This window comes from Microbacterium sp. 4NA327F11 (assembly GCF_005503465.1).
Taxonomy (GTDB): domain Bacteria; phylum Actinomycetota; class Actinomycetes; order Actinomycetales; family Microbacteriaceae; genus Microbacterium; species Microbacterium ginsengisoli.
On sequence record NZ_SCOB01000003.1, the window covers coordinates 50,026 to 73,951 of the forward strand.

The following is a 23,926-nucleotide window of genomic DNA, read 5'->3' on the forward strand; positions in this document are numbered from 1 at the left end:
CGCACCTGCGTGTGGCGCGGGCCACCGGCATCCTTCTCGTCGTGCAGCTGCTGGTCGCCGCGGCGGGCTCGTTCTTCGCCTGGTCGACCTGGTGGCTGTCGCCGTCGTGCGCCCCGGGCTGCAGCACGGCGCCGGTCTACTGGAACACCGTGGTCTACACGATCGTCGCGGTCGTGCTGTGGCTCGTCGCCGCGGCGGGAGCGGTGGCGTTCAAGGCGCACGGTGCGCGCACCGTGTGGTTTCCGATCGCAGGCTCTGCGATCACGGCGGTGCTCGCGCTCGCCGTGTATCTCTGGAACGTCGCGGCCTTCGGCGGCTGAGCCCGGCGCGGCAGCCTCGGGCGATGCGCGACCGCGCGTAGGGTCGAGCCGTGCGAGGGCGACTGTGTTCGAAGATCGGGTGCGCCCGGGAAGCCGTCGCGACGCTGACCTACGACTACGGCGACCGGATGGCCGCTCTCGGCCCGCTGGGACGCGCGGGTGATCCGCACGCGCACGACCTGTGCGCGGCGCACACCGAACGCCTGTCGGTGCCGCAGGGGTGGGTCGTGCTGACCCACGACGCGCTGGCCCGCTGACACCGACTCGTCACGTCGCGTTCTTTTTTGATTCACTCAAAACAGCGCTAGCGTGGGGGTGTGCCCCACATACACGACAGCGACGCGGATGCCGCCATCCGGCGAGCGGGGCTGCGGGTCACCGAGACACGGCGCGCGGTGCTCGCCGCCGTGCGCCCGGACGAGCACCTCGGCGCCGACGACGTGTTCGCGCGCGTGCGCGACGCACTGCCCGGCACGAGTCTGCAGTCGGTCTACAACGCGCTCGGCGACCTCAGCGGCGCGGGACTCCTGCGACGCATCGAGCCCGCCGGCCACCCCGGGCGCTACGAACGGCGGGTGGCCGACAACCACCACCATCTCGTCTGCCGCTCGTGCGGGCGCATCGAGGACGTCGACTGTGTGATCGGCGAGGCGCCCTGCCTCCAGCCCGACGACACGCGCGGCTTCGTGCTCGACACCGCCGACGTGACCTTCTGGGGCTTGTGCGCCGCGTGCGCCGCCCCCGCAGACATCCCCCAGACCCCCACGAAAGGAACGAGATGACCGACATCACGACCGGCTGCCCGGTGCCCCACGACGGCGCCGACGAGACGCGCCTTCCCGTCGGATCCGCCCCCGGCGACAGCGCACCCGAGGGGCGCCTTCCCTCGCCGACCGCGGGCGACGCGAACCGCGTGTGGTGGCCCGAGCGCCTGAACCTGCGCATCCTCGCGAAGAACCCCGCGGTCGCGAACCCGGTGGGCGAGGAGTTCGACTACAAGGCGGCGTTCGAGGCGCTCGACCTCGCCGCTGTGAAGGCCGACATCGCGAAGGTGCTCACCACCTCCCAGGACTGGTGGCCCGCCGACTTCGGCAACTACGGTCCGCTCATCATCCGCATGGCATGGCACAGCGCCGGCACCTACCGCATCTTCGACGGCCGCGGCGGCGCCGGGGCCGGGCAGCAGCGCTTCGCGCCCCTGAACAGCTGGCCCGACAACGTCAATCTCGACAAGGCGCGGCGCCTGCTGTGGCCGGTCAAGAAGACCTACGGCCAGTCGATCTCCTGGGCCGACCTCCTGATCCTCGCCGGCAACGTCGCGCTCGAGGAGATGGGCTTCCGCACGTTCGGCTACGCCGGTGGGCGCGTCGACGTCTGGGAGCCCGACGACGACGTCTACTGGGGCCCCGAGACCACCTGGCTCGGTGACGAGCGCTATTCGGGCGACCGCGACCTGGAGAAGCCCCTCGCCGCCGTGCAGATGGGTCTCATCTACGTCAACCCCGAAGGTCCGAACGGCGAGCCCGACCCGCTGAAGTCGGCCCGCGACATCCGCGAGACGTTCCGCCGCATGGCGATGAACGACGAGGAGACGGTGGCCCTCATCGCCGGCGGCCACACCTTCGGCAAGACGCACGGGGCAGCCCCCGACACGACCGTCGGGGAGAACCCCGAGGGTGCGCCGCTCGAGCAGCAGGGCCTCGGTTGGAAGAACACGCACGGCACCGGCACGGGCGACGACACGATCTCCAGCGGGCTCGAGGTCACTTGGACCTATCACCCGACGCGCTGGGACAACGAGTTCTTCCACATCCTCTACGGCTACGAGTGGGAGCTCTTCAAGAGCCCCGCGGGTGCGTGGCAGTGGCGTCCGAAGGACGGCGCCGGAAGCGACCTCGTACCGCTCGCGCACTCCGACGGCCGTCGCGAGCCCCGCATGCTCACCAGCGACCTGGCGCTGCGCTTCGATCCTGAGTACGACAAGATCTCGCGTCGCTTCGCCGCCGACCAGGACGCCTTCTCCGACGCCTTCGCGCGCGCCTGGTTCAAGCTCACCCACCGCGACATGGGTCCCAAGGTGCGCTACCTCGGCCCCGAGGTGCCCGCCGAGGAGCTCATCTGGCAGGACCCGGTGCCCGCCGTCGATCACGAACTGATCGACGGGGCGGACGCGGCATCCCTCAAGGAGAAGATCCTCGCCTCCGGGCTCACCGTGTCCGAGCTCGTCTCCACCACGTGGGCGGCGGCGTCGACCTTCCGTGGCGGCGACAAGCGCGGCGGCGTGAACGGTGCGCGCATCCGCCTCGCGCCTCAGAAGGACTGGGAGATCAACAACCCCGCCCAGCTGCAGAAGGTGCTCGCCGTTCTCGAGGGCATCAAGGCGGCGTTCGACGCCGATGCGCCCGCGGGCAAGCGCGTCTCGCTCGCCGATCTGATCGTGCTCGCCGGCAATGCCGGTGTCGAGAAGGCCGCGCGCGAGGGCGGCGTCGAGGTCGAGGTGCCGTTCCACCCGGGACGCACGGACGCGAGCGTCGAGCAGACCGACGCCGAGTCGTTCGAGTACCTCGAGCCCGCGGCCGACGGTTTCCGCAACTACCAGCGCCGCGGACTGACGCTGCGCGGCGAGTATCTGCTGATCGACAAGGCGAACCTGCTCACCCTCAGCGCGCCGGAGACCACCGTGCTGGTGGGCGGTCTGCGTGTGCTCGGTGCCAACTGGGACGGCTCGGCGCACGGCGTGCTGACCGACCGGGTCGGCGTGCTCACGAACGACTACTTCGTGAACCTGCTCGACCTCGGCACCACGTGGGCTCCGATCGATCCCGGCTCGCACGCCTTCCAGGCGACGTCGGATGGCTCGGGCGAGGCCCTGTGGACGGCGACGCGCGCCGACCTGGTGTTCGGCTCGAACTCGGAGCTGCGTGCGGTCGCGGAGGTCTACGCGAGCGACGACGCGACCGAGAAGTTCGTGCGCGACTTCGTCGCGGCCTGGACGAAGGTCACCGAGCTCGACAGGTTCGACCTCGTCTGAGCCACGACGCGCGGCGGCCCGCTCCCTTCGGAGCGGGCCGCCGTTCGACTACTCTGGGGTGATGATCCCGCCCGCCGGCCTCACCGCCGCCGGCGACGGAGAACAAGGACGACACCTCGCATGACTTCCCGCATCCTCGTGGTCGATGACGACACCGCGCTCGCCGAGATGATCGGCATCGTGCTGAACACCGAGGGATTCGACGCGGAGTTCTGCGCCGACGGCGGTGCGGCCGTCGCCGCCTGGCGGTCGGTGCAGCCTGATCTGGTGCTGCTCGACCTGATGCTGCCGGGCATGGACGGCATCGAGATCTGCACGCGCATCCGCGAGGAGAGCGGGGTGCCGATCATCATGCTCACCGCACGCACCGACACCGCCGATGTCGTGCGCGGACTCGAGTCGGGCGCCGACGACTACATCGTGAAGCCCTTCAACCCGAAGGAGCTCGTCGCCCGTATCCGCACCCGGCTCCGGCCGACTCCCGCCGCTCCGAGCGAGTCGTTGCGCATCGGCGATCTGACCATCGACGTTGCCGCGCACGAGGTGCGCCGCGGTGACGCTCCGATCGCGCTCACCCCGTTGGAGTTCGAACTGCTGACGGCGCTCGCCGGCAAGCCGCAGTTGGTCTGGTCGAGGGAGATGCTCCTCGAGCAGGTGTGGGGATACCACTACAAGGCCGATACGCGGCTCGTCAACGTCCACGTGCAGCGTCTGCGCGCCAAGGTCGAGCGCGACCCCGACAACCCGCGCATCGTGACCACGGTGCGCGGTGTGGGCTACCGCGCCGGCGCGATCGTGTGACGACATGAGCGGGTCCGCGCAGCGTTCGCCGGTCGATCGTCTGCTGGTCGCGTTGCGCGGGTGGCGGGAATGGCCGCGTCGGCTCGCCGGCGTGTGGCGCCACTCGCTTCGGGTGCGCACCGTCGTCGCGACCGTCGCCCTCACCGCGCTCGCCGTGATCGCGGCGTGCGTCGGGCTCGCCCTCGCCATCCAGAACGACCTGTTCCAGTCCCGGTTGCAGCAGGCGCTCGGTGACGCGAGCCGCGCGCGCATCGAGGCGCAGCGCACGCTCGACTCGTCTGAGACGCAGGGCGACAGCGTGAACGTGCGCAACCTGATGAACAGCGTGCTCGTCACGCTGTCGCGTCAGTCCTCGAGCGATCTGATCGCCGCGTTCCGCACCGACACCGCGCCCTCCTCGATCGCGCCCCTCGACTTCACCTCCACCGGCTTCCCGACGAGCGCCCCGTCCCCCGAGCTGCGGTCGCAGGTGCAGAGCAGCTCCAGCGCGCAGTTCTGGCAGTCGGTTCCGGTGACGCTGGCCAACGGCTCGACGGTTCCCGGCATCGTGGTGGGCCAGCAGCTGACGGTGCCCGGGGTCGGCGCATACGAGTTCTACATCGCCTACGACCTGAGCGCCGCCGCGCAGACCCTCGCGTTCGTGCAGGGCATCCTCTGGATCGTCGGCTTCGCGCTCGTCGCCATCATCGCGGGCATCTCCTGGCTCGTGCTGCGCTCGATCACCGTGCCGGTCGCGCAGGCCGCGGAGACCAGCGCCAAACTTGCCTCCGGCGACCTCGACGTGCGCCTGAACGTGCGGGGAGCCGATGAGCTCGCGACGCTCGGTCGGTCGTTCAACGCGATGGCCGACAGCATCCAGTCGCAGATCAAGGAGCTCGCCGACCTCTCCCTCGTGCAGCAGCGCTTCGTGTCGGATGTGTCGCACGAGCTGCGAACACCGCTGACGACCATCCGGCTCGCCTCCGATGTGCTCGCCGACCGGCGCGACGACTTCGAGCCGGCGGCCGCGCGTGCCGCCGAGCTGCTCTCGACCCAGGTCCAGCGATTCCAGGTCCTCCTCGACGACCTGCTCGAGATCAGCCGGTATGACGCCGGTTCGGTGCAGCTGGAACGCGAGCCCACGAGCATCGCCCAGCTCGCCGAGGACGTGATCGGCTCGATGCAGCAGCTCGCCGACCAGCGGGGGAGCGAGGTGCGGCTCGTCGCGCCCGGCGGCTACTCCCTCGTCGATCTCGATCCTCGACGGGTGCGTCGCATCGTGCGCAATCTGCTCGGCAACGCCATCGAACACGGTGAGGGGCGTCCGATCGTCGTCACGGTCGACAGCAATCAGGATGCTGTCGCCCTCGGTGTGCGCGACTACGGTCTCGGCATGCGGCCCGAGGACGTCGAGCGCGTGTTCGACCGGTTCTGGCGTGCGGATCCGTCCCGGCGGCGCACGATCGGCGGCACCGGTCTCGGCCTGTCGATCTCCCTCGGCGACGCGCGGCTGCACGGCGGCACTCTCGCCGTGTGGTCGGACCTCGGACGCGGGAGCAACTTCGTCCTCACCCTCCCTCGCCGCGACATCGACGGGGAGCTCGTGTCGCCGGTCGTCGTGGACGTGTCCGACGAGACCTCCGTGCTCGACAGTCTCGGTCTCACCGAGCCGATCGCGGTGCTCGCCCCCGAGCGTGACGCGAAGGAGAAGCGATGAGGCGCGGCATCCGCTCACTCGTGCTCGTCGGCGCGCTGACTCTCGCGCTCGTCGGGTGCGCGGGACTGCCCATGACGGGAGCCGTGCACGAGGGGCTCTCGAGCACCGCCGAGCCCGATGTGCCCGACGTGCAGTTCAAGCCGAACGGTCCGCAGGTCGGCGCGACCCCCGAGCAGATCGTGGACGGGTTCCTCAACGCCGGCTCCGGACCCGCCGGCGGGTGGGCCACGGCGCGGGAGTTCCTCACGGGCACGGCAGTGGACAGCTGGCGCCCGGATGCGGGGGCGACCGTCGACGTGCTCTCCGCACGCTCGATCGCCGTCGCGTCGTCGGATCAGAGCTCGGCGACCGTCACCGTCTCGCTCTCGCCGACCGCGACGGTCGACGGCGAGGGCGCCTACACGGCGGTCGCCGAGGCCGCTGCTCCGCCGCTCACGTTCACTCTCACCAAGCTGCCGGCGGGGTGGCGCATCACCTCGGCCCCGAACGGCATCGTGCTCGATCAGGACCTCTTCAAGAGCGTCTTCCGCGCTTACTCGCTCATGTACTACGACCCGACCTGGACGTTCCTCGTGCCGGACGTGCGCTGGTTCCCGACCCTCAACGCGTCGACGCGCATCGCCGCGGCCCTCATCAACGGACAGCCGAGCCCCTGGCTCGCCAAGAGCGTCGTCTCGGCGTTCCCGGAGACGGTGTCGCTGGGGAGCCCCTCGGTGCCGGTCGTGAACGGTGTCGCGCAGGTGGACCTCAAGGAGTCGGCTCTCACGTCGGATCAGACCACGCTGTCGCGCATGCAGGCACAGCTCACCGACAGTCTCGCCTCGACCGGGCAGGTGACGTCGGTGACACTCTCGATCGCCGGTTCGGCCCTCGACGTGACTCCGGCGCCGTCGCGTGACACCCGCGTCGACTCCCGCACTCTCGCCCTCACCGCCACGGGCTTCGGCTTCATCGCCGCCGGGCAGGTCGACGAGCTGCCCGGCGTCTCGGCGGCGGTGGCCGCTCTCTCCCCGCGTTCGGTGGAGCTGAGCGACGACCGGACGACGGCGGCGGTGCTGGCGGGCAACGGCGCGGTGACCCGGGTGGATGCCGCCGGCCCCGCAGCCCTCGACCAGCGCGCCGGACTGATCGCGCCGTCGATCGATCCGTTCGGCTACATCTGGAGTGTCCCGCAGACGTCGCCGTCCGCGCTCGTCGCGGCGGGGACGGGGGCGACGCGCATCGCGATCTCATCGCCGTGGGGAGGTGCGAGCCGCGTGGACGCGCTCCAGGTCTCGCGCGACGGCACACGCATCGCTGCGCTCGTCATCTCGGGGGGCCGGTCGGTCCTGATGGTCGCCGGCGTCGTGCGCGACGCGCAGGGGGTTCCGAAGTCGCTGGGTGACGCCGTCACGCTGCTGAGCTTCCCGGCGGGCGCGAGCGATGCCGCCTGGCTCGACGAGTCGACGCTGGGCGTGATCTCGGGCAGCGGATCGTCGGCGCAGTTCACCACCGTGCAGATCGGCGGCGTCGCGACGACCGCCGATGCTCCACCCGGAGCCGTGGCCATCGCCGGTGTGAACCTGCCGACGATCGCCCGCGTGCTCGACGCTAACGGCACCGTGTTCATCCGATCGGGCACGACCTGGCAGCAGGACAGCACGGGCGTCTCGGTGCTGGGCACCCAGCAGGGCTCGCCGCTGACGAGCCCCTGATTCCTCCCCCGCGCGGATCTGGACCGCGGGGTCCTCCGTTCCGCCGGGCCCGCACGCGCACCCGGTGGGTATCTCGGAGGATCGTCGCATGACGATGAGCGGATGGGCGGAAGCGCGCTGGCTGGTGCGTGAGGCGTTCGCGGATGCCGCGGCCCTCGCCTTTCCCGTGCGGTGCGCCGGGTGCGGCGCAGACGGCCGGGTTCTGTGCGCCGCGTGTCGGGTCGCGCTCGTGCCCCGCGTCTCGCGACGCACTCTCGAGGGCGGTCTGAGCGTGTGGAGCGCGGGAGAGTTCGACGGGATGCCCGCGCGGGTGCTACGGGCGGCGAAACAGACCGGGCAGGGTGCTCTCGCGGCGGGCCTTGCGCCTCTGCTTCGCGCATCCGCCGAGGCTGCGGCGTCTTCGGCTGCGGTCGACGTGATCGTCCGCGTCCCGAGCTCTCGCGCCGCTGTGCGCCGGCGCGGCTTCGTTCCGCTCGAGCAGATCGCGGCGCGCGCCCGGCTGTGCACGACGGGAGGGCTGCGTGTCGTGCGCCCGGTGGCCGATCAACGCGGTCTCGACGAGGCATCCCGTCATCGCAACGCCGAGGGGAGCATGCGCGTGCGGCGCGTGGTGGCCGGGCTGCGCGTGCTCGTCGTCGATGACGTCGTCACGACCGGAGCGACGCTGCACGAGGCCGCCGCGGCTCTGCGGGCTGCGGGTGCGGTCAGCGTCGTCGCGGCGACCGTCCTGCAGACGCGGCGGCGGCACTGATCATCGTGTGCCCCAGTTGTAGGACTGCTTGCGCAGCTCGAGATAGACGAAGGTCTCCGAGCTGAGCACACCGGGGAGGGTGCGGATGCGGGAGTTCAGCAGCTCGCTCAGCTCGGCGTCGGACTCGCAGACGACCTCGATGACGATGTCGAAGCTGCCCGCGGTGAGGACCACGTAGTCGACGGCTTCGAGCTTCTCGAGCGCGGCCGCGACGATGCGGGTGTCTCCGCTGACCCGCAGGCCGACGAGAGCCTGACGGGGGAACCCGACCTGCAGCGGGTTGGTGACGGCGACGATCTGCATGACGTCGCTGTCGATCAGCTTCTGCACGCGCTGGCGCACTGCCGCCTCGCTGAGCCCCACCGCGGCGCCGATGCGCGCGTAGGAGCGCCGGCCGTCCTCCTGCAGCTGCTCGATGATCAGCTTGGATGTCTCGTCGAGCGCGTCGCGTCCGGCCATGCTCCTCCTCCGCGGTCGAGGTCGTGGACTCCACGCTACTGCGGATTCCGACGCTCGGAAGGGTACCGGAATCGCAATACATGTGAAATCTATGTTTCAGCCGACGATATCCGTAGTCTTTCGCCATAGTTGCTGACAGGATCGGGAGTCCCGAGAGAGTTCCGCACCGCACAGAGGAGTCATCATGCCCCGAGGTCCGCTGCCCGAAGATCCCACCGTTCGCGCGCTCATCGCGCAGGCGCGTGCGTCCCAACTCACCCGCCGTGGCTTCGTCGCCGGCGTCGGCGGGCTCTCGCTCGCCGCCTTCCTCGCCGCCTGCACCGGGCGCGTCGGCGGCGGCACCGGCGGTGCGTCGCCCAGCCTGACGCCCGCCACCGACATGTCCGACACCGTCAAGCAGCTCACCTGGGCGAACTGGGCGTTCTATCTCGACGAGGACGACAAGGGCGGCTACCCGACCCTCGAGGCCTTCCAGAAGGACACCGGCATCACCGTCAACTACGACGTCGCCGTCGACGACAACAACACGTACTTCGCCAAGGTTCGCGACCAGCTCGCGCTCGGCCAGGGGATCGGCGCGGACACCGTCTGCCTCACCGACTGGATGGCCGGCATCTGGATCCAGTCCGGGTTCACCCAGGCGCTCGACAAGTCGAAGCTCCCGAACGTCAGCGCCAACCTCGCGGCGAGTCTGCAGAACCCCGGATTCGATCCCGGTCGCGCGAACTCCGTGCCGTGGCAGACCGGCTTCGCGGGCGTCGCATGGAACAAGGAGAAGGTGCCCAACGGCATCAAGACCCTCGACGATCTGTGGGACCCGGCGTTGAAGGGGCGCGTCGGCGTGCTCAGTGAGATGCGCGACACGATCGGCCTGATCATGCTCAGCCAGGGCGTCGATCCGTCGAGCTCGAGCTGGGGCGATGACCAGTTCAACAACGCGCTCGACGCCTTCCAGAAGCAGGTGACCGACGGTCAGATCCGCAACATCAAGGGCAACTCCTACGCGGACGACCTGAAGAACGAGGACACCCTCGCCGCCATCGTGTGGTCGGGCGACATCTCGTCGATCAACGCGGAGGTGGGGGACAAGTTCGAGTTCGCTCTGCCGGAGTCGGGCGGCACCCTGTGGGCCGACAACTTCCTCATCCCGATCGGCTCGACTCAGAAGTCGAACGTCGAGAAGCTGATCGACTACTACTACCAGCCCGAGGTCGCCGCCCAGGTCGCCGCCTACGTGCAGTACGTCACCCCGGTGCAGGGCGCCCAGGAGGCCATGGCGCAGGTCGATGCGTCTCTCGTCGACGACCAGCTGATCTTCCCCGACGCGGCGACGCTCTCGAAGGCGCACATCTTCCGTCAGCTCACCAACGCCGAGCAGCAGAAGTACAACGCGGCCTTCGAAGCCGTCGGGCTCGGGGCCTGACCCGTGGCGGCGACGTCCTTCGGCGAGGCCGGGGCCGACCTCGAACTGGTCGGGATCCGCAAGGAGTTCCCCGGGTTCACCGCGATCGAGGAGCTCGACCTCACGATCCCCGCGGGGTCGTTCTTCGCGCTCCTCGGACCTTCGGGGTGCGGCAAGACGACGACCCTTCGGCTCGTGGCCGGGCTCGAGGACCCGAGTGCCGGACGGATCCTCATCGGCGGCGCCGACGTGACCGCGGTGAAGCCGCACAAGCGTCCCGTCAACACGGTGTTCCAGAGTTACGCGCTCTTCCCGCACATGACCGTGCTCGAGAACGTCGCGTTCGGCCTGCGCCGTCGTCGGGTCTCCGATGCGCTCGCCAAGGCGCACGAGGCACTGCGCCTTGTGGAGCTCGACCACGTCGCCGAGCGCAAGCCGAGCCAGCTCTCCGGCGGCCAGCAGCAGCGCGTGGCGCTCGCGCGTGCGGTGGTGAACCGGCCGGCCCTGCTGCTGCTCGATGAGCCGCTCGGTGCGCTCGACCTGAAGCTGCGCCGACAGATGCAGCTCGAGCTGAAGTCGATCCAGGCCGAGGTGGGGCTCACGTTCCTGCACGTGACCCACGATCAGGATGAGGCCATGACCATGGCCGACACGGTCGCGGTCATGAACAAGGGGCGCATCGAGCAGCTCGGCAGTCCGACCGAGCTCTACGAGCTGCCGCGCACGGGATTCGTGGCCGGCTTCCTCGGCCAGTCGAACCTCATCACCGGAGACGTCGAGTCGACGGCCGGAGGCATCGTGACGGTGCGCACCGCCGGGGGCGTGCTCGCGGTGCCGGCCACGCGCGCCGTATCGACCGGCGGGCGCATCACACTCGGCGTGCGTCCCGAGAAGCTCCTGCTGCACGCGACGGCGCCCGCCGCCGACGCGGATCAGAACGTGCTCGGTCCCGGTCGCATCACGGATGTCTCGTTCACCGGCGTCAGCACCCAGTACCTCGTCGAGGTGCCGGGTGTCGGCACGGTGACCGTCTTCGCGCAGAACCTCGTGTTCGGTGCGGTGTATCCGGTGGGCGTCGAGGTGTGGGTCGCCTGGCACCGGGAGCACACGTTCGGGCTCGACAGCGATGCCCGCGCCGACGCCGCCGAGGGCGACGAGCTGGCGGCCGCGGCATCCGTCTCGTCGGACGAGGCCGCCTGAGATGGCACTGTCCGCACTCGCCCCGGCGGGGGGTGCGACCGCGAAGCCGGTCTCCGCGGCGCGCCGCGGCGGGGTCGTCGCGCTCGCGCTGCTGATCCCCGGGCTCGCCTACCTCGCCCTGTTCTTCCTGGTTCCGTTCGTCTCGCTCGTGATGACCTCGTTCGGTGTGAACGACCCGAACGAGTACGGCGTGTTCTCCTACGGCTTCCAGTGGCAGAACTACGTCGACGCGATCAGTTCGTACTGGCCGCAGTTCCTGCGCTCATTCTGGTTCGCGCTGCTCGCGACGGTGTTCGCGCTGCTCATCAGCTACCCGATCGCCTATTTCATTGGAGTGCGGCTGCGCGAGCGCGTGCTGCTTCGCAACCTGCTTCTCGTGTTGGTGATCGCGCCGTTCTTCATCTCGTTCCTCCTGCGCACGCTCGCGTGGAAGCAGATCCTCTCGGACGAGGGCCCGGTCGTGAGCTCTCTTCAGTTCCTCGGCCTCATGGGTTCGCAGGATCACCTCACCGGCACGGCCTTCTCGGTCGTGTTCGGCCTCACCTACAACTTCGTGCCGTTCATGACGCTGCCGCTGTTCGCCTCGCTCGAGCGGCTCGACAAGCGGCTCCTCGAGGCGGGCAGCGATCTGTACGCGAGTCCGGCGACGACGTTCTGGCGGGTCACGTTCCCGCTTACCCTTCCGGGCGTCGTGTCGGGCACCCTGCTGACATTCATCCCGGCTGCCGGCGACTATGTGAACGCAAGCCAGTCGTTCCTCGGCAGCGCGTCGACCTCGATGATCGGAAACGTCATCCAGTCGAACTTCCTCATCACCGTGAACTACCCGCAGGCGGCGGCGCTCAGCATCCTGCTGATGCTCGTGATCGTGGTGATCGTCGGCATCTACGTGCGCCGTTCGGGAACGGAGGACCTGCTGTGAGTGCGTCTGCTCCCACCCGCCGCCGGTTCGGACTCGGCCGTTGGCTGCTGCCCACCTACGTGACCGTCGCGTTCGTCCTGCTCCTGATCCCGATCGCCTACACGTTCGTGTTCTCGTTCAACGACGCGAACCGCTCGAACATCTCGTGGAACGGTTTCACGTTCCGCAACTGGCTGACCGTGTGCGACCAGCCCGACGTCTGCGTCGCGTTCGGCAACAGCATCGTGGTGGGTCTGACGGCGACGGTCATCGCGACCATCCTCGGCACGATGATCGCGATCGCCGTGGTGCGCTACCGGTTCCGTGCCCGTTCGGCGATCACGCTGCTGCTGTTCCTGCCGATGGCGACGCCCGAGGTCGTCATGGGTGCAGGACTCGCCGCCCAGTTCCTCACCGCCGGGGTGCCGAAGGGGCTCGGCACCATCATCATCGCCCACGCGATGTTCTGCCTCAGCTTCGTGGTCGTCACGGTGAGGGCGCGCGTGCTCTCGCTCGACCCGGCTCTCGAGGAAGCCGGTCGCGACCTCTACGGATCGCCCAACCAGGTCTTCTGGCGCGTCACCTTCCCACTTCTGCTCCCGGGCATCGTGGCGGCGGCGTTGCTGAGCTTCAGCCTCAGCTTCGACGACTTCATCATCACGTACTTCACCTCAGGCAGCACCCAGACGTTCCCGATCTTCATCTACGTCGCCGCCCAGCGCGGGTTGCCGCCGCAGGCGAACGTGATCGCGTCCTCGGTGTTCCTGCTGGCGATCGCGGCGGTCTTCATCTACCAGGCCATCGCCTGGCGCAGAGCGAAGAAGAGCGCGTGAGAATCGGATGCCGCGGGGCTGGGGCCGCGGCATCCGACAACCTTTCCTCGCCCTGGGCGTCGCATTCTGAACACATGCGAAACGCGGGGTGACAAGTCCGCGACCTCGGACTACCGTGGGGGCACCAAGAAGGTGACGGCCGGTCCGCCCCTTTCCGGGCGGGCCCGGAACTAGGAGGTCAAAGATGGACACCAGCATCGTCGGCGTGGGCGTGGGAATCACGGACCGCTTCCGTACTGTCGTCGACGACAAGGCCCCCCGCATCGAGAATCTCGCGCCCCGCGCGCAGCGGCTCGACGTCAAGGTCACCAACCGTCCCTCGCACGGCGGGCGCGGCGAGCACTCCACGGTGGAACTCACCCTCACCGGCAAGGGACCGATCGTGCGGGCGGAGGCCGTCGACGATGACAAGTTCGCGGCGCTCGAGGTCGCTGTCGACAAGCTGTGCGAACAGGTGCGGCGTGCCAAGCAGAAGCGGGTCGACTCGCGAAATCATCCGCGGGGCGCGACGTTCGACAAGGGAACGGGCGCGCTCGAGGGCATCGATGTCGAGCCGGCGTCCGTCGAGGTGCTGCGCGCCGTCGCGACGGGGGAGATCCCGGTGGTGGGCGACGACGCGGCCGATGACGAGTATTCGCCCGTGGTCATCCGCACGAAGCTGTTCGATGCCGAATGGATGACCGTCGAGGAGGCCGTCGACCGCATGGAGCTCGTCGGGCATGACTTCTTCCTGTTCGTCGATGCCCGCACCGACCATCCGAGCGTCGTCTATCGCCGCAAGGGCTGGGACTACGGTGTCATCTCGCTCGGCACGCAGGCTGCTCCCGGCGCGGAGCAGCTCGCATCCTGAGCGCCTATCCGACGACGATGCCCGGGCCGTGAGGTCCGGGCATCGTCGCGTGCGGGGTCCGGCGCGAGGCGAGCGCCGAGCGGGCGCGGTGAGATGTCAGTCGAAGATGTCGCCGATGAGTCCGCCGATGACGAGTCCGCCGAGGATGCCGCCGACCGCGTCGCCCATGCCGCCGCCGCGTCCGCCGCGGCCTCCCCAGCCGCCTCCCCAGTCGTTGCCTCGCGAGTTGTCGATGTCGCGCTGCGCGAGGGCGAGCGCCTCGCTCGCGAGCTGCGCGGTGCGGCGCGCGTGCCGCAGCGCCGGCTCACGCGACTCCTCGCCCGAGGGGAGCGCATCGATCTCGGCACGGGTGCGCTCGGCCTCGGCGAGGCGCGTGCGGGCGTCGGGGCCGATGTAGCCGCGGTGCGAGGAGATGACGTTCGCGGCGATCGCGAGCTGCCGATCGGCGTCGTCGATCGCGTGGCGCACGAGGTCGGGAGAGGGGAGCGGGTTCGCGGCGCGGGCCTGCGCTTTCGCGATGACGTCGTCGAGCGCCGTGTTCGCCTCGCGGAGTCGGGTGAGCTCGCGGAACGGGTCGGTCTTCGTCCCCGTCGGCGGGAGCGCCGAGAGCGCGGCTTCGAGCGCCGAGGTCGCCGCGGCCACCTCAGGGGTCGCGGGCGCGTTCCGGGCGCGCACGATGTCGCCGCGCGAGTCGGCGATCACGTCGGCGAGCGTCGACTCGGCGCGCAGCGCCTCGATCTCGAAATCGTCCACGCCGTCGAGCAGCGACTGCGCGCGGCGCACCGACTCGGTCGCGGCCTCGAGCGCGAGGTTCGCCTCCTCGGCGTTGCCCGCGGCGCGGCGGCGGGAGGAGACATCCGCGCTGTGCAGGGCGAAGTCGAGCACCTGGGATGCCTCGTCGGGGGCGCCCTGCACCTGTGCGAGCGCGCTCGGGGCGTACCGCGCCGCGAGGCGTTCGACGCTCTCGCGCGCGCCGGGGATGCGGGAGCGCAGAGTCTCGGCCGAGGTTCGCACTCCCGCGAGCACCTCGGGGGCGCGCCGTACCCGTTCGACCGCGTCGCTGAGGGCGGCGGTGCGCTCGTCGAGCAGGTCGTCGGCCCACGCGCACAGCTGCACGATGCGCGCATTGCGCGTGCGCAGTTCTTCGACGGTGTCGGGGATCTCGTCGTGGTTGAGCTGGTTCAGGTGGAACGCCTCGCCGAGATGCGTCCGCACGGCGCCGAGCGCGTCGCGCAGCCCCTGGGTCGCGGCCGGTCCCAACTCGGCCTCCGCGAACTCCAGTTCCTCGGTCGTCACGCGGATGCGCTCGTCGACATCGACGAGCGCGCGGCCCGCCTGATGCGACAGTTCGGCGTCCTGGGCGGCAGTCGCCGCATCCTGCTCGCGCTTGCGTCGTCCCCAGAAACCTGCCATTCCTCGATCCTATGGGCGGGTGCGCGGCGCCCCTCTGGGTGTTCGCCGAGGGCGGTCAGGCGATCGCTGTGGCCTTCGGCGGCCGTCCGCGTCGCGGCGGTTCGGTCTCGAGGGCGAGTTCGAGCGCGCGGGGAGGATGCTGCGTGAGTCGGCCTTCCACGTGGTCGAGCCAGCGCACCTCCGCCTCGGCCTGGAAGATGAGCGCATCCGCGACGAGCAGCCACGCGAGCTCTGCACCGCTCGGGTCGCCGTCGCTGCGCTCGCCGCTGCGCTGTGCGCGCCGCAGCTCCTGCAGGTGCGCCAGCGACGCCCGCCGTTGTGTCTGCACGATGGCGGTGACGTCGACACCGGGGAGGGTCGCCGCGAGCGCGAGTTTGATGGGCAGTTCGTCGCGTGTGCCGGTGGCGCGCGCGACGGGTGCGGCGAGCCAGTCGCGCGCTTCCGTGCGGCCGGCGTCGGTGATCGCGTAGAACACGTGCCCGTGCGCGTCGGTGTCGCCTTTGGTGACGAGGCCGTCGCGTTCCAGGCGTTCGAGCGTGTTGTAGATCTGGCCGACGTTCAGGGGGGATGTCCCGCCGGTGCGGCGGTCGAACTCCGCGCGTAACTGGTAGCCGTAGCAGGCTCCCTGGTCGAGGATCGCGAGCAGACTCTGACGCACCGACATCCGGGCCACCTTTCAGATTTCCGCGTATGTAATTGCTGAGTATATACATGCCGGGAATGCAAAGATCGGATGCCGCGCCCCCGAGTGCCCTCACCCAGCCCCCTTCAAAGTCACGGGTCTATAACATGGGGACGTATGCCCGGGCGCGGTGAGCGTTCGGGCCGGCGCGTGCGCCGCACCCGACCAGATGGAGATGTTCCGTGGCCAATCCTCTTGAGAAGCTGCTCCGCGCCGGCGAAGGCCGTGTGCTGCGGAGACTCCAGCAGGTGGCGAAAGCCGTGAACGCGCTCGAAGACGAGTACGCCCAGCTCACCGACGACGAGCTGCGCGAGGAGACCGCCGACTTCCGCGGACGCTATGCGCAGGGCGAGACGCTCGACAAGCTCATGCCGGAGGCGTTCGCCGCCGTGCGCGAAGCCGCCCGGCGCACCCTCGGTCAGCGTCCCTACGACGTGCAGATCATGGGCGGCGCGGCACTCCATCTCGGCAACATCGCCGAGATGAAGACCGGTGAGGGCAAGACTCTGACGGCGACCTTCGCTGCGTACCTCAACGCGATCGCCGGTGAGGGTGTCCATGTCGTGACCGTCAACGACTTCCTCGCGTCGTATCAGTCCGAGCTCATGGGTCGCGTCTACCGCGCGCTCGGCATGACCACCGGCACGATCGTCTCGGGTCAGACGCCGGAGGTGCGCCGCCAGCAGTACGAGGCGGACATCACCTACGGAACGAACAACGAGTTCGGCTTCGACTACCTGCGTGACAACATGGCGTGGCAGAAGGAGGATCTCGTGCAGCGAGGTCACTTCTTCGCGGTCGTCGACGAGGTCGACTCGATCCTCATCGACGAGGCTCGAACCCCGCTCATCATCTCGGGCCCCTCGTCGGGCGAGGCGAACCGGTGGTTCGGCGAGTTCGCGAAGGTCGTGCGCACCCTCGAGTCGGGCGTCGACTACGAAGTCGATGAGAAGAAGCGCACCGTGGGTGTGCTCGAGCCCGGCATCGAGAAGGTCGAGGACTATCTCGGCATCGACAATCTCTACGAGTCGGCGAACACCCCCCTCATCTCGTTCCTCAACAACGCGATCAAGGCGCTCGCCCTCTTCAAGCGTGATGCGGACTACGTCGTCATGAACGACGAGGTCATGATCGTCGACGAGCACACCGGCCGCATCCTCGTGGGACGTCGCTACAACGAGGGCATCCACCAGGCCATCGAGGCGAAGGAGGGCGTGCCGGTCAAGGCCGAGAACCAGACCCTCGCGACCGTCACCCTGCAGAACTACTTCCGCCTCTACGCCAAGCTCGCGGGTATGACCGGTACCGCCGAGACCGAAGCGGCCGAGTTCATGTCGACCTACGACCTCGGCGTCGTCCCGATCCCCACGAACAAGCCGATGATCCGTCAGGACAAGCCCGACCTCGTCTACAAGAACGAGCAGGCCAAGTTCGCCCAGGTCGTCGAAGACATCGCTGAGCGGCACGCCGCAGGGCAGCCGGTTCTCGTGGGCACCGTGAGCGTCGAGAAGAGTGAGTACCTGTCGCGCCTCCTCGCCAAGAAGGGCGTGCGCCACGAGGTGCTCAACGCGAAGAATCACGCTCGCGAGGCCGAGATCGTGGCCCGCGCCGGTCGCCTCGGGGCGGTCACTGTCGCCACCAACATGGCCGGCCGCGGCACCGACATCATGCTGGGCGGGAACGCGGAGTTCCTCGCCGTGCAGCAGATGAAGGAGAAGGGCCTCGACCCGGTCGAGACCCCAGAGGCCTACGAGGCCGAGTGGGAGGGCGTCTACACCGCGGTGCGCGACGTCGTCGCCGGCGAGGGCGAGAAGGTCATCGAGGCGGGCGGACTGTACGTCCTCGGCACCGAGCGGCACGAGTCCCGTCGCATCGACAACCAGCTGCGCGGTCGCTCGGGTCGTCAGGGTGACCCGGGCGAGAGCCGCTTCTACCTCTCGCTCACCGACGACCTGATGCGTCTGTTCCAGTCCGGCGCGGCCGAGGCGATCCTCGCGCGCACGAACTTCCCCGACGACGTCGCGATCGAGTCGGGCATGGTGTCGCGCGCGATCAAGAGCGCCCAGGCACAGGTCGAGGCCCGTAACGCCGAGATGCGCAAGAACGTGCTCAAGTACGACGACGTTCTCAACCGCCAGCGCGAGGCCATCTACGCCGACCGCCGGCACATGCTCGAGGGCGACAACATCGCCGACCGGGTGCAGAAGTTCCTCGACGACGCAGTCGGCGCGATCGTCGACGACCACACGTCGAGTGGGCACACGGAAGCATGGGACTTCGATGCGCTGTGGACCGAACTCAAGACCATCTACCCCGTGAGCGTCACGATCGACGAGGTCGTCGCCGAGGCGGGGGAGAAGGGACGCATCACGGCGGAGGGGCTCAAGCGCGAGCTGCGCAGTGACGCGGTCATCGCCTACCAGAAGCGCGAGGGCACTCTCGGCTCGTCGGCGATGCGGGAGCTCGAGCGTCGAGTCGTGCTGCAGGTGCTCGACCGCCGCTGGCGCGACCACCTCTACGAGATGGACTACCTCAAGGAGGGCATCGGACTGCGCGCGATGGCGCAGCGTGACCCGCTCATCGAGTACCAGCGCGAGGGCTTCGAGATGTTCCAGTCGATGATGGGACAGATCAAGGAGGAGTCGATCGGGTTCCTCTTCAACCTCGAGGTCGAGGTGCGACGCCAGGACGAGCAGACCGAGGTCGCGGCGAAGGGTCTTGACACCCCGGCGCTCGAGGGCCAGCGTCTCGAGTACTCCGCTCCCACCGAGGACGGCGACATCGAGGTGCGCAACGACCGCGGTCAGGTGCAGAAGGCGGCGACCGGGCGCGCGCGCGACCGGGCCGCGGCATCCGCTCCGGCCCAGGCCCCTGCACCCGCCGCCGAGGCGCCGCGCGGTGCGTTCGGTCAGCGGGTCGCCCCCGAGCAGCAGACGCCGGCGCCGCAGAACCGCGCCCAGCGTCGCGCGGCCGATCGCAACAAGTAGCCCGTCGCCCCCCAACGCTATCGACCCCCGGTGCAGGCCACCGGGGGTCGATTGGCTTGTCGGGGTCGGGTCTATCCTGAACCGGTGAGCCCGCTTCGCCCCCTCGATCAGTCCCGCAAACTCAAGGATGTCCTCTACGAGATCCGTGGTCAGGCCCTCGTCGAGGCCGACCGGCTCGAGGCCGACGGCCACCGCATCCTGAAGCTGAACACGGGCAACCCGGCCACGTTCGGCTTCGAGGCGCCGTACCAGATCGTGCGCGACATGATCGAGGCCGTGCCGCACGCCCACGGCTACTCCGAGAGCCGCGGCATCCTGTCCGCCCGCCGCGCCATCGTCTCGCGGTACGAGCAGGTGCCGGGGTTCCCGCACGTCGATCCCGACGACGTCTATCTCGGCAACGGGGTCTCCGAGCTGATCACCATGACGATGCAGGCGCTGCTCGACGAGGGCGACGAGGTGCTCATCCCGAGCCCCGACTACCCGCTGTGGACGGCGATGACGAGCCTCGGCGGCGGCTCACCCGTGCACTACCGCTGCGACGAGCAGAACGGCTGGCAGCCCGACATCGACGACATCCGCGCGAAGGTCACGCCGCGCACGAAGGCGATCGTCGTCATCAATCCGAACAACCCCACGGGTGCGGTCTACTCGCCCGAGCTGCTCTCCCAGATCGTCGAGGTCGCCCGTGAGCACTCCCTCCTGCTGCTGGCCGACGAGATCTACGACCGCATCCTTTTCGACGATGCGGTGCACACGCCGCTCGCGACTCTTGCCCCCGATCTGCTCTGCCTGACGTTCAACGGCCTCTCCAAGACCTACCGTGTCGCCGGTTACCGCTCGGGCTGGCTCGTGATCACCGGTCCCACCTCCCACGCTGCGGGCTTCCTCGAGGGCATCACGCTGCTCGCCTCCACCCGGCTGTGCCCGAACGTCCCCGCACAGTACGCCGTGCAGGCGGCGTTGTCCGGAGTGCAGTCGATCGACGCGCTGATCGCCCCGGCGGGGCGGCTCCACGAGCAGAGGGATGCCGCGTGGCAGGCGCTCGAGTCGATCCCGGGCGTGAGCTGCGTGAAGCCGGCCGGTGCGCTCTACGCGTTCCCGCGCCTCGATCCCGAGGTGCACGAGATCCACGACGACGCGAAGTTCGTCTACGACTTCCTCGTCGCCGAGCACGTGCTGCTCGTGCAGGGCACGGGATTCAACTGGCCCGACCCTGACCACTTCCGCATTGTGACGCTTCCGGAGACACGCGTGCTGGTCGAGGCGATCGAGCGGCTCGGCAACTTCCTCTCGTCGTACCGCCAGTGACGGCGCGGCGCCCTCGGGGCCGGCGATGGCCGAGCCGGGGCGCCGCGGAAGAGGGACGAGGGTGAGCGTCGTTCAGAGGAGCGCGAGCGAAGTCGCACGCCAGCGGTGGTCGACGCCTTCGAGTCGAAGGGCGATCGCCCGGGTGCGGGCGGGGCCTCGTACGATCACGACGCCCTCGACGACGCCGTCGGCAGGGCTCGACTGGTGCACGCGGATGATGTTGTGCACGGGGCGGCTCGGCGCGACGCCGCGGGCGCTGCGGGCGCGGGCGGCCAGGTTGGCGCGGGTCAGCAGCTTGCGGTAGGCGTCTTCGGTGAGCCAGCGCGCGAGTTGCTCGACGTCGCGCACTCCCGCGAACACTTCGAGCACTCCGACCGACAGGTTGTGCAGGATCGGCTCCGGCGCCGGCAGCTCGGCGGCGCTCGTGGGGCGTGGGGCGAAGTCGTCGCCCGCGTCGACGCGGCCTGCCGGGGGAGCGGCGCGTCGTGCGCCGGTGAAGGTGATCGCCATCTCGACCTCGCTCATGAAACGGGGGTAACTGCTGGTCGTTTTCAGTTGAGCACAGGCGATTCATAGAGTGGATGAGAGTGCTCTCATGTGGCGCCCCTGTCGATGAGAGTCCTCTCATAGAGGCCGTCGTGGGCGCGTCCGGCGCTGCTGCGCGCACGTGTCGGGGCGACTCGACTGTGGATGCCGCGGCCTTCCCGGCGCCCGCGGCCGCTAGCGTGCGCGGGTGACCTGGGACCCGTTCCTCTCCGAGCTCGAGCTGCAGTTCGCCGCGCAGGCGCAGGCCGAGCGCCGTCTCGCGGCCACGGAGACCGAGCGCGTCCGCATCGCCGAGCTCGCCCTCACCGACCGACTCTCCGCTCTCGCGGAGGTGCGCGCCGCGGTAGCGCTGTGGCTGGCGGGTGCGGCGCCGGTGCGGGGCCGCCTCGTGCTCGCCGGCCCCGACTGGGCGGCGATCGAGGACGAGTCATCCGCTCTCTCGCTCGTCGCGGTCGGGGCGATCGTCCGCATCGACCTGCCGGCTGTGACCATCGCCGACAGCGTGCGCGAGATCCGCGCCCCCCGACCCCTCCGCGCCCGGATGGGTCTTGCATGGATGCTGCGTGAGCTCGGCCGCCGCCGGGTGGGGGTGCGGGTCTGGGATGTCGACGGGAACATCGTCACCGGAACGATCGATCGCGTCGGCACGGACCATCTCGACCTCGCCGTGCACGACGCCGGTCAGTCTCGCCGCGAGGCGGTGGGCGACATCCGTGTCGTCCCTCTGGTGCGACTCGCGCGGGTCGTCGGCGACCTCGACCTCTGACGATGGCCGACCGACTCAGTCGGGGTTGCGTACCCGCCCGCTGCCCCACAGCTCCGGGAAGCTCGCCGCGTTCGACTCCCGCCACAGCGCCATGCGGCGGGACTCCTCGGCGCGGTCGTCGAGGTAGTCGGTGACGCTGTCCTCCTCCACACGCCACTGCGCCGGAACCCCGACGCGCGTGCCCCGCAGTTGCCCGTCGATGACCAGAGCGATCACCTCGTCGACGCTGAGTGACAGCGCCGACGCGACCTGTGCGGGGGCGATCAGACGCGCCCCAGGTTGGGCAGACTCGGGCATGAGCACCATTATCCGCGTCGCCGGCGCCGGCCGGGCCGTCCGCTCGCGCGCACTGTGGAAAACGGATGTCGCACCCCGCCGGCCTGCGTGACCATGGTGCGCATGCCGTCCGACCGATCAGCCAGAGGCCTCCGCCGCACAGCGCGCATCGACCTTCGCCTCGTGCTCGGCATCGCTCTCGTGCTCGCCTCGGTGGCCGGCGTCTGGGGAGTCATCGCCGCGGCGCGGCAGTCGACGACCGTGCTCGTCGCGGCCCGGACGATCCTCCCGGGCGAGGCTGTCGGCGCCGACGCCACGACGACGGCGGAGGTCGTGCTCGGAAGCGGTGTCGATGCCTACGTCCTCGCCGACACCCTCGCCGCCGACGCTGTCGCGACGCGCACGATCGAGGTCGGCGAGCTCGTGCATCGCACCGCCGTCGGCGCACCCGAGCGCGCCACAGCGACGACGGTCGTGCTGCGCGCCGCGGGAGACCTGCCGGGCGAGGTGCGTGTGGGATCGACGGTGGATGTCTGGGCCGCACCCGCGATCGAGGGCGGCGGCTACGACACTCCGCGCATCCTGGTCGCGGGAGCGATCGTGGTGGCGCTGCCCGCCTCCGACGCGGTGGTATCCCGCCAGGGCTCGGCCGTCGAGGTCTCGGTGCCACGGGCGGATCTCGTCGACGTGCTCGCCGCGACAGCCAACGACGCGCGGGTCACGGTGGTTCCGGCGTCGGGCGGTGCGCCGTGAACGTCGTGCTCGCGCTCTCCGAGCCCCGGGCGCAGTCTCTGGCCGCCGACCTCCGCCGGGAAGGGGTGACGGTGATCGCCATCGTCGCTCCCGGTGCGCTCGACCACACGGCGCGCCGGCTCGGTCAGGGCGTCGGCGATGATCCCGTCGCCGAGCTGCTCGGGGTCGCCGACGCGCTCGTACTCGACGGCGACCGTCGAACGCTCACCCGCCCCGCGGTCGACCTCGCCGATCGGTTCGGCGTGCGCATCCTTCCCCTCGGCCGCGGGGTCGCCCTCGCGCGACTGTGCGCTTCGTACGGGCTGAGAGAGCCGCTGCCCGCGGACGCCGACGCGGAGGAGGTCGTCGCTGCGCTCGCCGCAACGCCTGCTCTTCCCGCGGCTGCGAGCGTGATACATCCCGTGATCGCCGTCTGGGGGCCCGCGGGAGCCCCCGGTCGCACCACAGTGGCCATCGAGGTGGCCGCCGAGCTCGCGCGGGGCCACCGTCGGGTCGCGCTCGTCGACGCCGATGCGCACGCGCCGAGTGTCGCCGTTGCGCTGGGGCTCCCTGTCGACGGCCCGGGTCTCGCCGCCGCCTGTCGTCAGCACGACCAAGGCGGCGTCGACGCGGCCGAGCTCGAACGGGTCGCGATCGCCGTCGATGTCCCCGACGGCGAGGTCGACGTGCTCGTGGGCATCAACCGTGTCGCACGCTGGCCCGAGCTCGCCGCGCCCCGCGTCACCGGGGTGCTCGCCGCGTGCCGCACCTGGGCCGACGCGACCGTCGTCGACATCGCGGCGCCACTCGAGCGTGACGAGGAGATCGTCAGCGACGTCATCGACGGACCAAGACGCAACCAGGCCGCCCTCGCCGTGCTCGCCGGCGCCGACGCCGTCGTGGCGGTCTGCGCAGCAGACCCGGTCGGCGTCTCGCGGTTCGTCGCCGCCTACGATCAGCTGCACGAGAGCGTGGGCGCCGCACCCATCGTGGTGGTCGCGAACCGCGTCCGCAGCGGCGTGATCGGCGTCGACGCCCGGGGGCAGGTGCGCTCCACGCTCGAGCGCTATCTCGGCATCCGTGACCTCGCCTTCCTGCCCGACGACCGCCGCGCCGCCGATCGGGCGCTGCTGCTCGCGCGGCCGGTCGCCGCGACATCGCCCCGTTCGGCCCTCGTCCAGGCCGTGCGACGCGCTGTCGGTGCGCGCCTCGCGCCGTGGGTCGCCCTTCACGCACCCCACCGGGAGGAGGCGGTCGGGGCCGTAGGCTGGTGAG

The 23,926-nt window shown here is 70.0% G+C and carries 23 protein-coding genes; 18 read left to right on the top strand and 5 right to left on the bottom strand.

Annotated elements, in window-relative coordinates; translation table 11 throughout:
* The first annotated feature begins 11 nt into the window (after nucleotides 1–11).
* The 8 genes from FFS51_RS02960 (at nucleotide 12) to FFS51_RS02995 (ending at nucleotide 8,293) form a co-directional block, all read left to right on the top strand.
* Nucleotides 12–320, top strand: coding sequence for a hypothetical protein (locus FFS51_RS02960; protein ID WP_137877478.1), 309 nt, complete (start codon nucleotides 12–14; stop codon nucleotides 318–320).
* 50 nt (nucleotides 321–370) lie between these two features.
* Nucleotides 371–577: a DUF3499 family protein gene (locus FFS51_RS02965; RefSeq protein WP_048808919.1), complete on the top strand. Its 207-nt coding sequence runs from the start codon at nucleotides 371–373 to the stop codon at nucleotides 575–577.
* A 60-nt stretch (nucleotides 578–637) separates the two neighbouring features.
* Entirely contained in the window at nucleotides 638–1,102 is a 465-nt protein-coding gene (locus FFS51_RS02970) for a Fur family transcriptional regulator (RefSeq protein ID WP_200930831.1), read from the top strand.
* The gene (katG, locus tag FFS51_RS02975; protein ID WP_045248278.1) at nucleotides 1,099–3,351 is read left to right on the top strand and encodes a catalase/peroxidase HPI; all 2,253 of its coding nucleotides are present in this window, start codon (nucleotides 1,099–1,101) and stop codon (nucleotides 3,349–3,351) included. The genes FFS51_RS02970 and katG overlap by 4 nt, the downstream gene beginning before the upstream one ends.
* A gap of 120 nt (nucleotides 3,352–3,471) precedes the next feature.
* Entirely contained in the window at nucleotides 3,472–4,152 is a 681-nt protein-coding gene (mtrA, locus tag FFS51_RS02980; RefSeq protein ID WP_056518926.1) for an MtrAB system response regulator MtrA, read from the top strand.
* A gap of 4 nt (nucleotides 4,153–4,156) precedes the next feature.
* Nucleotides 4,157–5,848 carry an MtrAB system histidine kinase MtrB gene (gene mtrB, locus FFS51_RS02985; protein WP_137877479.1) on the top strand — a complete coding sequence of 564 codons (1,692 nt, stop codon included), beginning with the start codon at nucleotides 4,157–4,159 and terminating at the stop codon, nucleotides 5,846–5,848.
* Nucleotides 5,845–7,542 (top strand): LpqB family beta-propeller domain-containing protein, encoded by a 1,698-nt coding sequence (locus FFS51_RS02990; RefSeq protein ID WP_137877480.1) that lies wholly within the window; start codon nucleotides 5,845–5,847, stop codon nucleotides 7,540–7,542. Before mtrB ends, FFS51_RS02990 begins: the two co-directional genes overlap by 4 nt.
* Before the next feature lie 88 nt (nucleotides 7,543–7,630).
* Nucleotides 7,631–8,293, top strand: coding sequence for a phosphoribosyltransferase family protein (locus tag FFS51_RS02995; RefSeq protein ID WP_137877481.1), 663 nt, complete (start codon nucleotides 7,631–7,633; stop codon nucleotides 8,291–8,293).
* On the opposite strand, the gene FFS51_RS03000 is transcribed toward FFS51_RS02995, so the two are convergent.
* A complete protein-coding gene (locus FFS51_RS03000; RefSeq protein ID WP_045248283.1) occupies nucleotides 8,294–8,752 on the bottom strand; it encodes an Lrp/AsnC family transcriptional regulator in 459 nt (152 codons plus the stop codon).
* 184 nt (nucleotides 8,753–8,936) lie between these two features.
* Between FFS51_RS03000 and FFS51_RS03005 the strand changes: the two genes are divergently transcribed.
* The 5 genes from FFS51_RS03005 (at nucleotide 8,937) to hpf (ending at nucleotide 13,938) form a co-directional block, all read left to right on the top strand.
* Entirely contained in the window at nucleotides 8,937–10,175 is a 1,239-nt protein-coding gene (locus FFS51_RS03005; RefSeq protein WP_045248284.1) for an ABC transporter substrate-binding protein, read from the top strand.
* Between the two features lie 3 nt (nucleotides 10,176–10,178).
* On the top strand, nucleotides 10,179–11,354 hold the full coding sequence (locus FFS51_RS03010) for an ABC transporter ATP-binding protein (protein ID WP_137877482.1): 1,176 nt from the start codon (nucleotides 10,179–10,181) through the stop codon (nucleotides 11,352–11,354).
* 1 nt (nucleotide 11,355) lies between these two features.
* Entirely contained in the window at nucleotides 11,356–12,276 is a 921-nt protein-coding gene (locus FFS51_RS03015; protein ID WP_045248286.1) for an ABC transporter permease, read from the top strand.
* The gene (locus FFS51_RS03020; RefSeq protein ID WP_249352636.1) at nucleotides 12,273–13,088 is read left to right on the top strand and encodes an ABC transporter permease; all 816 of its coding nucleotides are present in this window, start codon (nucleotides 12,273–12,275) and stop codon (nucleotides 13,086–13,088) included. The genes FFS51_RS03015 and FFS51_RS03020 overlap by 4 nt, the downstream gene beginning before the upstream one ends.
* Before the next feature lie 184 nt (nucleotides 13,089–13,272).
* The gene (hpf, locus tag FFS51_RS03025; protein WP_137877483.1) at nucleotides 13,273–13,938 is read left to right on the top strand and encodes a ribosome hibernation-promoting factor, HPF/YfiA family; all 666 of its coding nucleotides are present in this window, start codon (nucleotides 13,273–13,275) and stop codon (nucleotides 13,936–13,938) included.
* 96 nt (nucleotides 13,939–14,034) lie between these two features.
* On the opposite strand, the gene FFS51_RS03030 is transcribed toward hpf, so the two are convergent.
* Together FFS51_RS03030 and FFS51_RS03035 are read right to left on the bottom strand one after the other, a co-directional pair.
* The gene (locus FFS51_RS03030) at nucleotides 14,035–15,351 is read right to left on the bottom strand and encodes a hypothetical protein (RefSeq protein ID WP_056206507.1); all 1,317 of its coding nucleotides are present in this window, start codon (nucleotides 15,349–15,351) and stop codon (nucleotides 14,035–14,037) included.
* 55 nt (nucleotides 15,352–15,406) lie between these two features.
* Nucleotides 15,407–16,015 carry a PadR family transcriptional regulator gene (locus tag FFS51_RS03035; protein ID WP_137877484.1) on the bottom strand — a complete coding sequence of 203 codons (609 nt, stop codon included), beginning with the start codon at nucleotides 16,013–16,015 and terminating at the stop codon, nucleotides 15,407–15,409.
* A gap of 200 nt (nucleotides 16,016–16,215) precedes the next feature.
* On the opposite strand from FFS51_RS03035, the gene secA reads away from it, so the two are divergent.
* Nucleotides 16,216–19,020: a preprotein translocase subunit SecA gene (gene secA, locus FFS51_RS03040; RefSeq protein WP_056518921.1), complete on the top strand. Its 2,805-nt coding sequence runs from the start codon at nucleotides 16,216–16,218 to the stop codon at nucleotides 19,018–19,020.
* An 84-nt stretch (nucleotides 19,021–19,104) separates the two neighbouring features.
* Nucleotides 19,105–20,331, top strand: coding sequence for a pyridoxal phosphate-dependent aminotransferase (locus FFS51_RS03045; protein ID WP_137877485.1), 1,227 nt, complete (start codon nucleotides 19,105–19,107; stop codon nucleotides 20,329–20,331).
* Nucleotides 20,332–20,403: 72 nt separating this feature from the next.
* Here the strand turns inward: FFS51_RS03045 and FFS51_RS03050 are convergent, their stop codons facing one another.
* Nucleotides 20,404–20,841: an Rv3235 family protein gene (locus tag FFS51_RS03050; RefSeq protein WP_045248346.1), complete on the bottom strand. Its 438-nt coding sequence runs from the start codon at nucleotides 20,839–20,841 to the stop codon at nucleotides 20,404–20,406.
* A gap of 223 nt (nucleotides 20,842–21,064) precedes the next feature.
* Between FFS51_RS03050 and FFS51_RS03055 the strand changes: the two genes are divergently transcribed.
* On the top strand, nucleotides 21,065–21,643 hold the full coding sequence (locus FFS51_RS03055; protein WP_137877486.1) for a hypothetical protein: 579 nt from the start codon (nucleotides 21,065–21,067) through the stop codon (nucleotides 21,641–21,643).
* 15 nt (nucleotides 21,644–21,658) lie between these two features.
* Here FFS51_RS03055 and FFS51_RS03060 read toward each other — a convergent pair whose 3' ends face one another.
* Nucleotides 21,659–21,940, bottom strand: coding sequence for a DNA-binding protein (locus tag FFS51_RS03060; protein WP_137877487.1), 282 nt, complete (start codon nucleotides 21,938–21,940; stop codon nucleotides 21,659–21,661).
* Nucleotides 21,941–22,042: 102 nt separating this feature from the next.
* Between FFS51_RS03060 and FFS51_RS03065 the strand changes: the two genes are divergently transcribed.
* A complete protein-coding gene (locus tag FFS51_RS03065) occupies nucleotides 22,043–22,672 on the top strand; it encodes an SAF domain-containing protein (protein WP_137877488.1) in 630 nt (209 codons plus the stop codon).
* On the top strand, nucleotides 22,669–23,925 hold the full coding sequence (locus FFS51_RS03070) for a CpaE/TadZ family protein (protein WP_171006083.1): 1,257 nt from the start codon (nucleotides 22,669–22,671) through the stop codon (nucleotides 23,923–23,925). The genes FFS51_RS03065 and FFS51_RS03070 overlap by 4 nt, the downstream gene beginning before the upstream one ends.
* The last annotated feature ends 1 nt before the right edge of the window (nucleotide 23,926 follow it).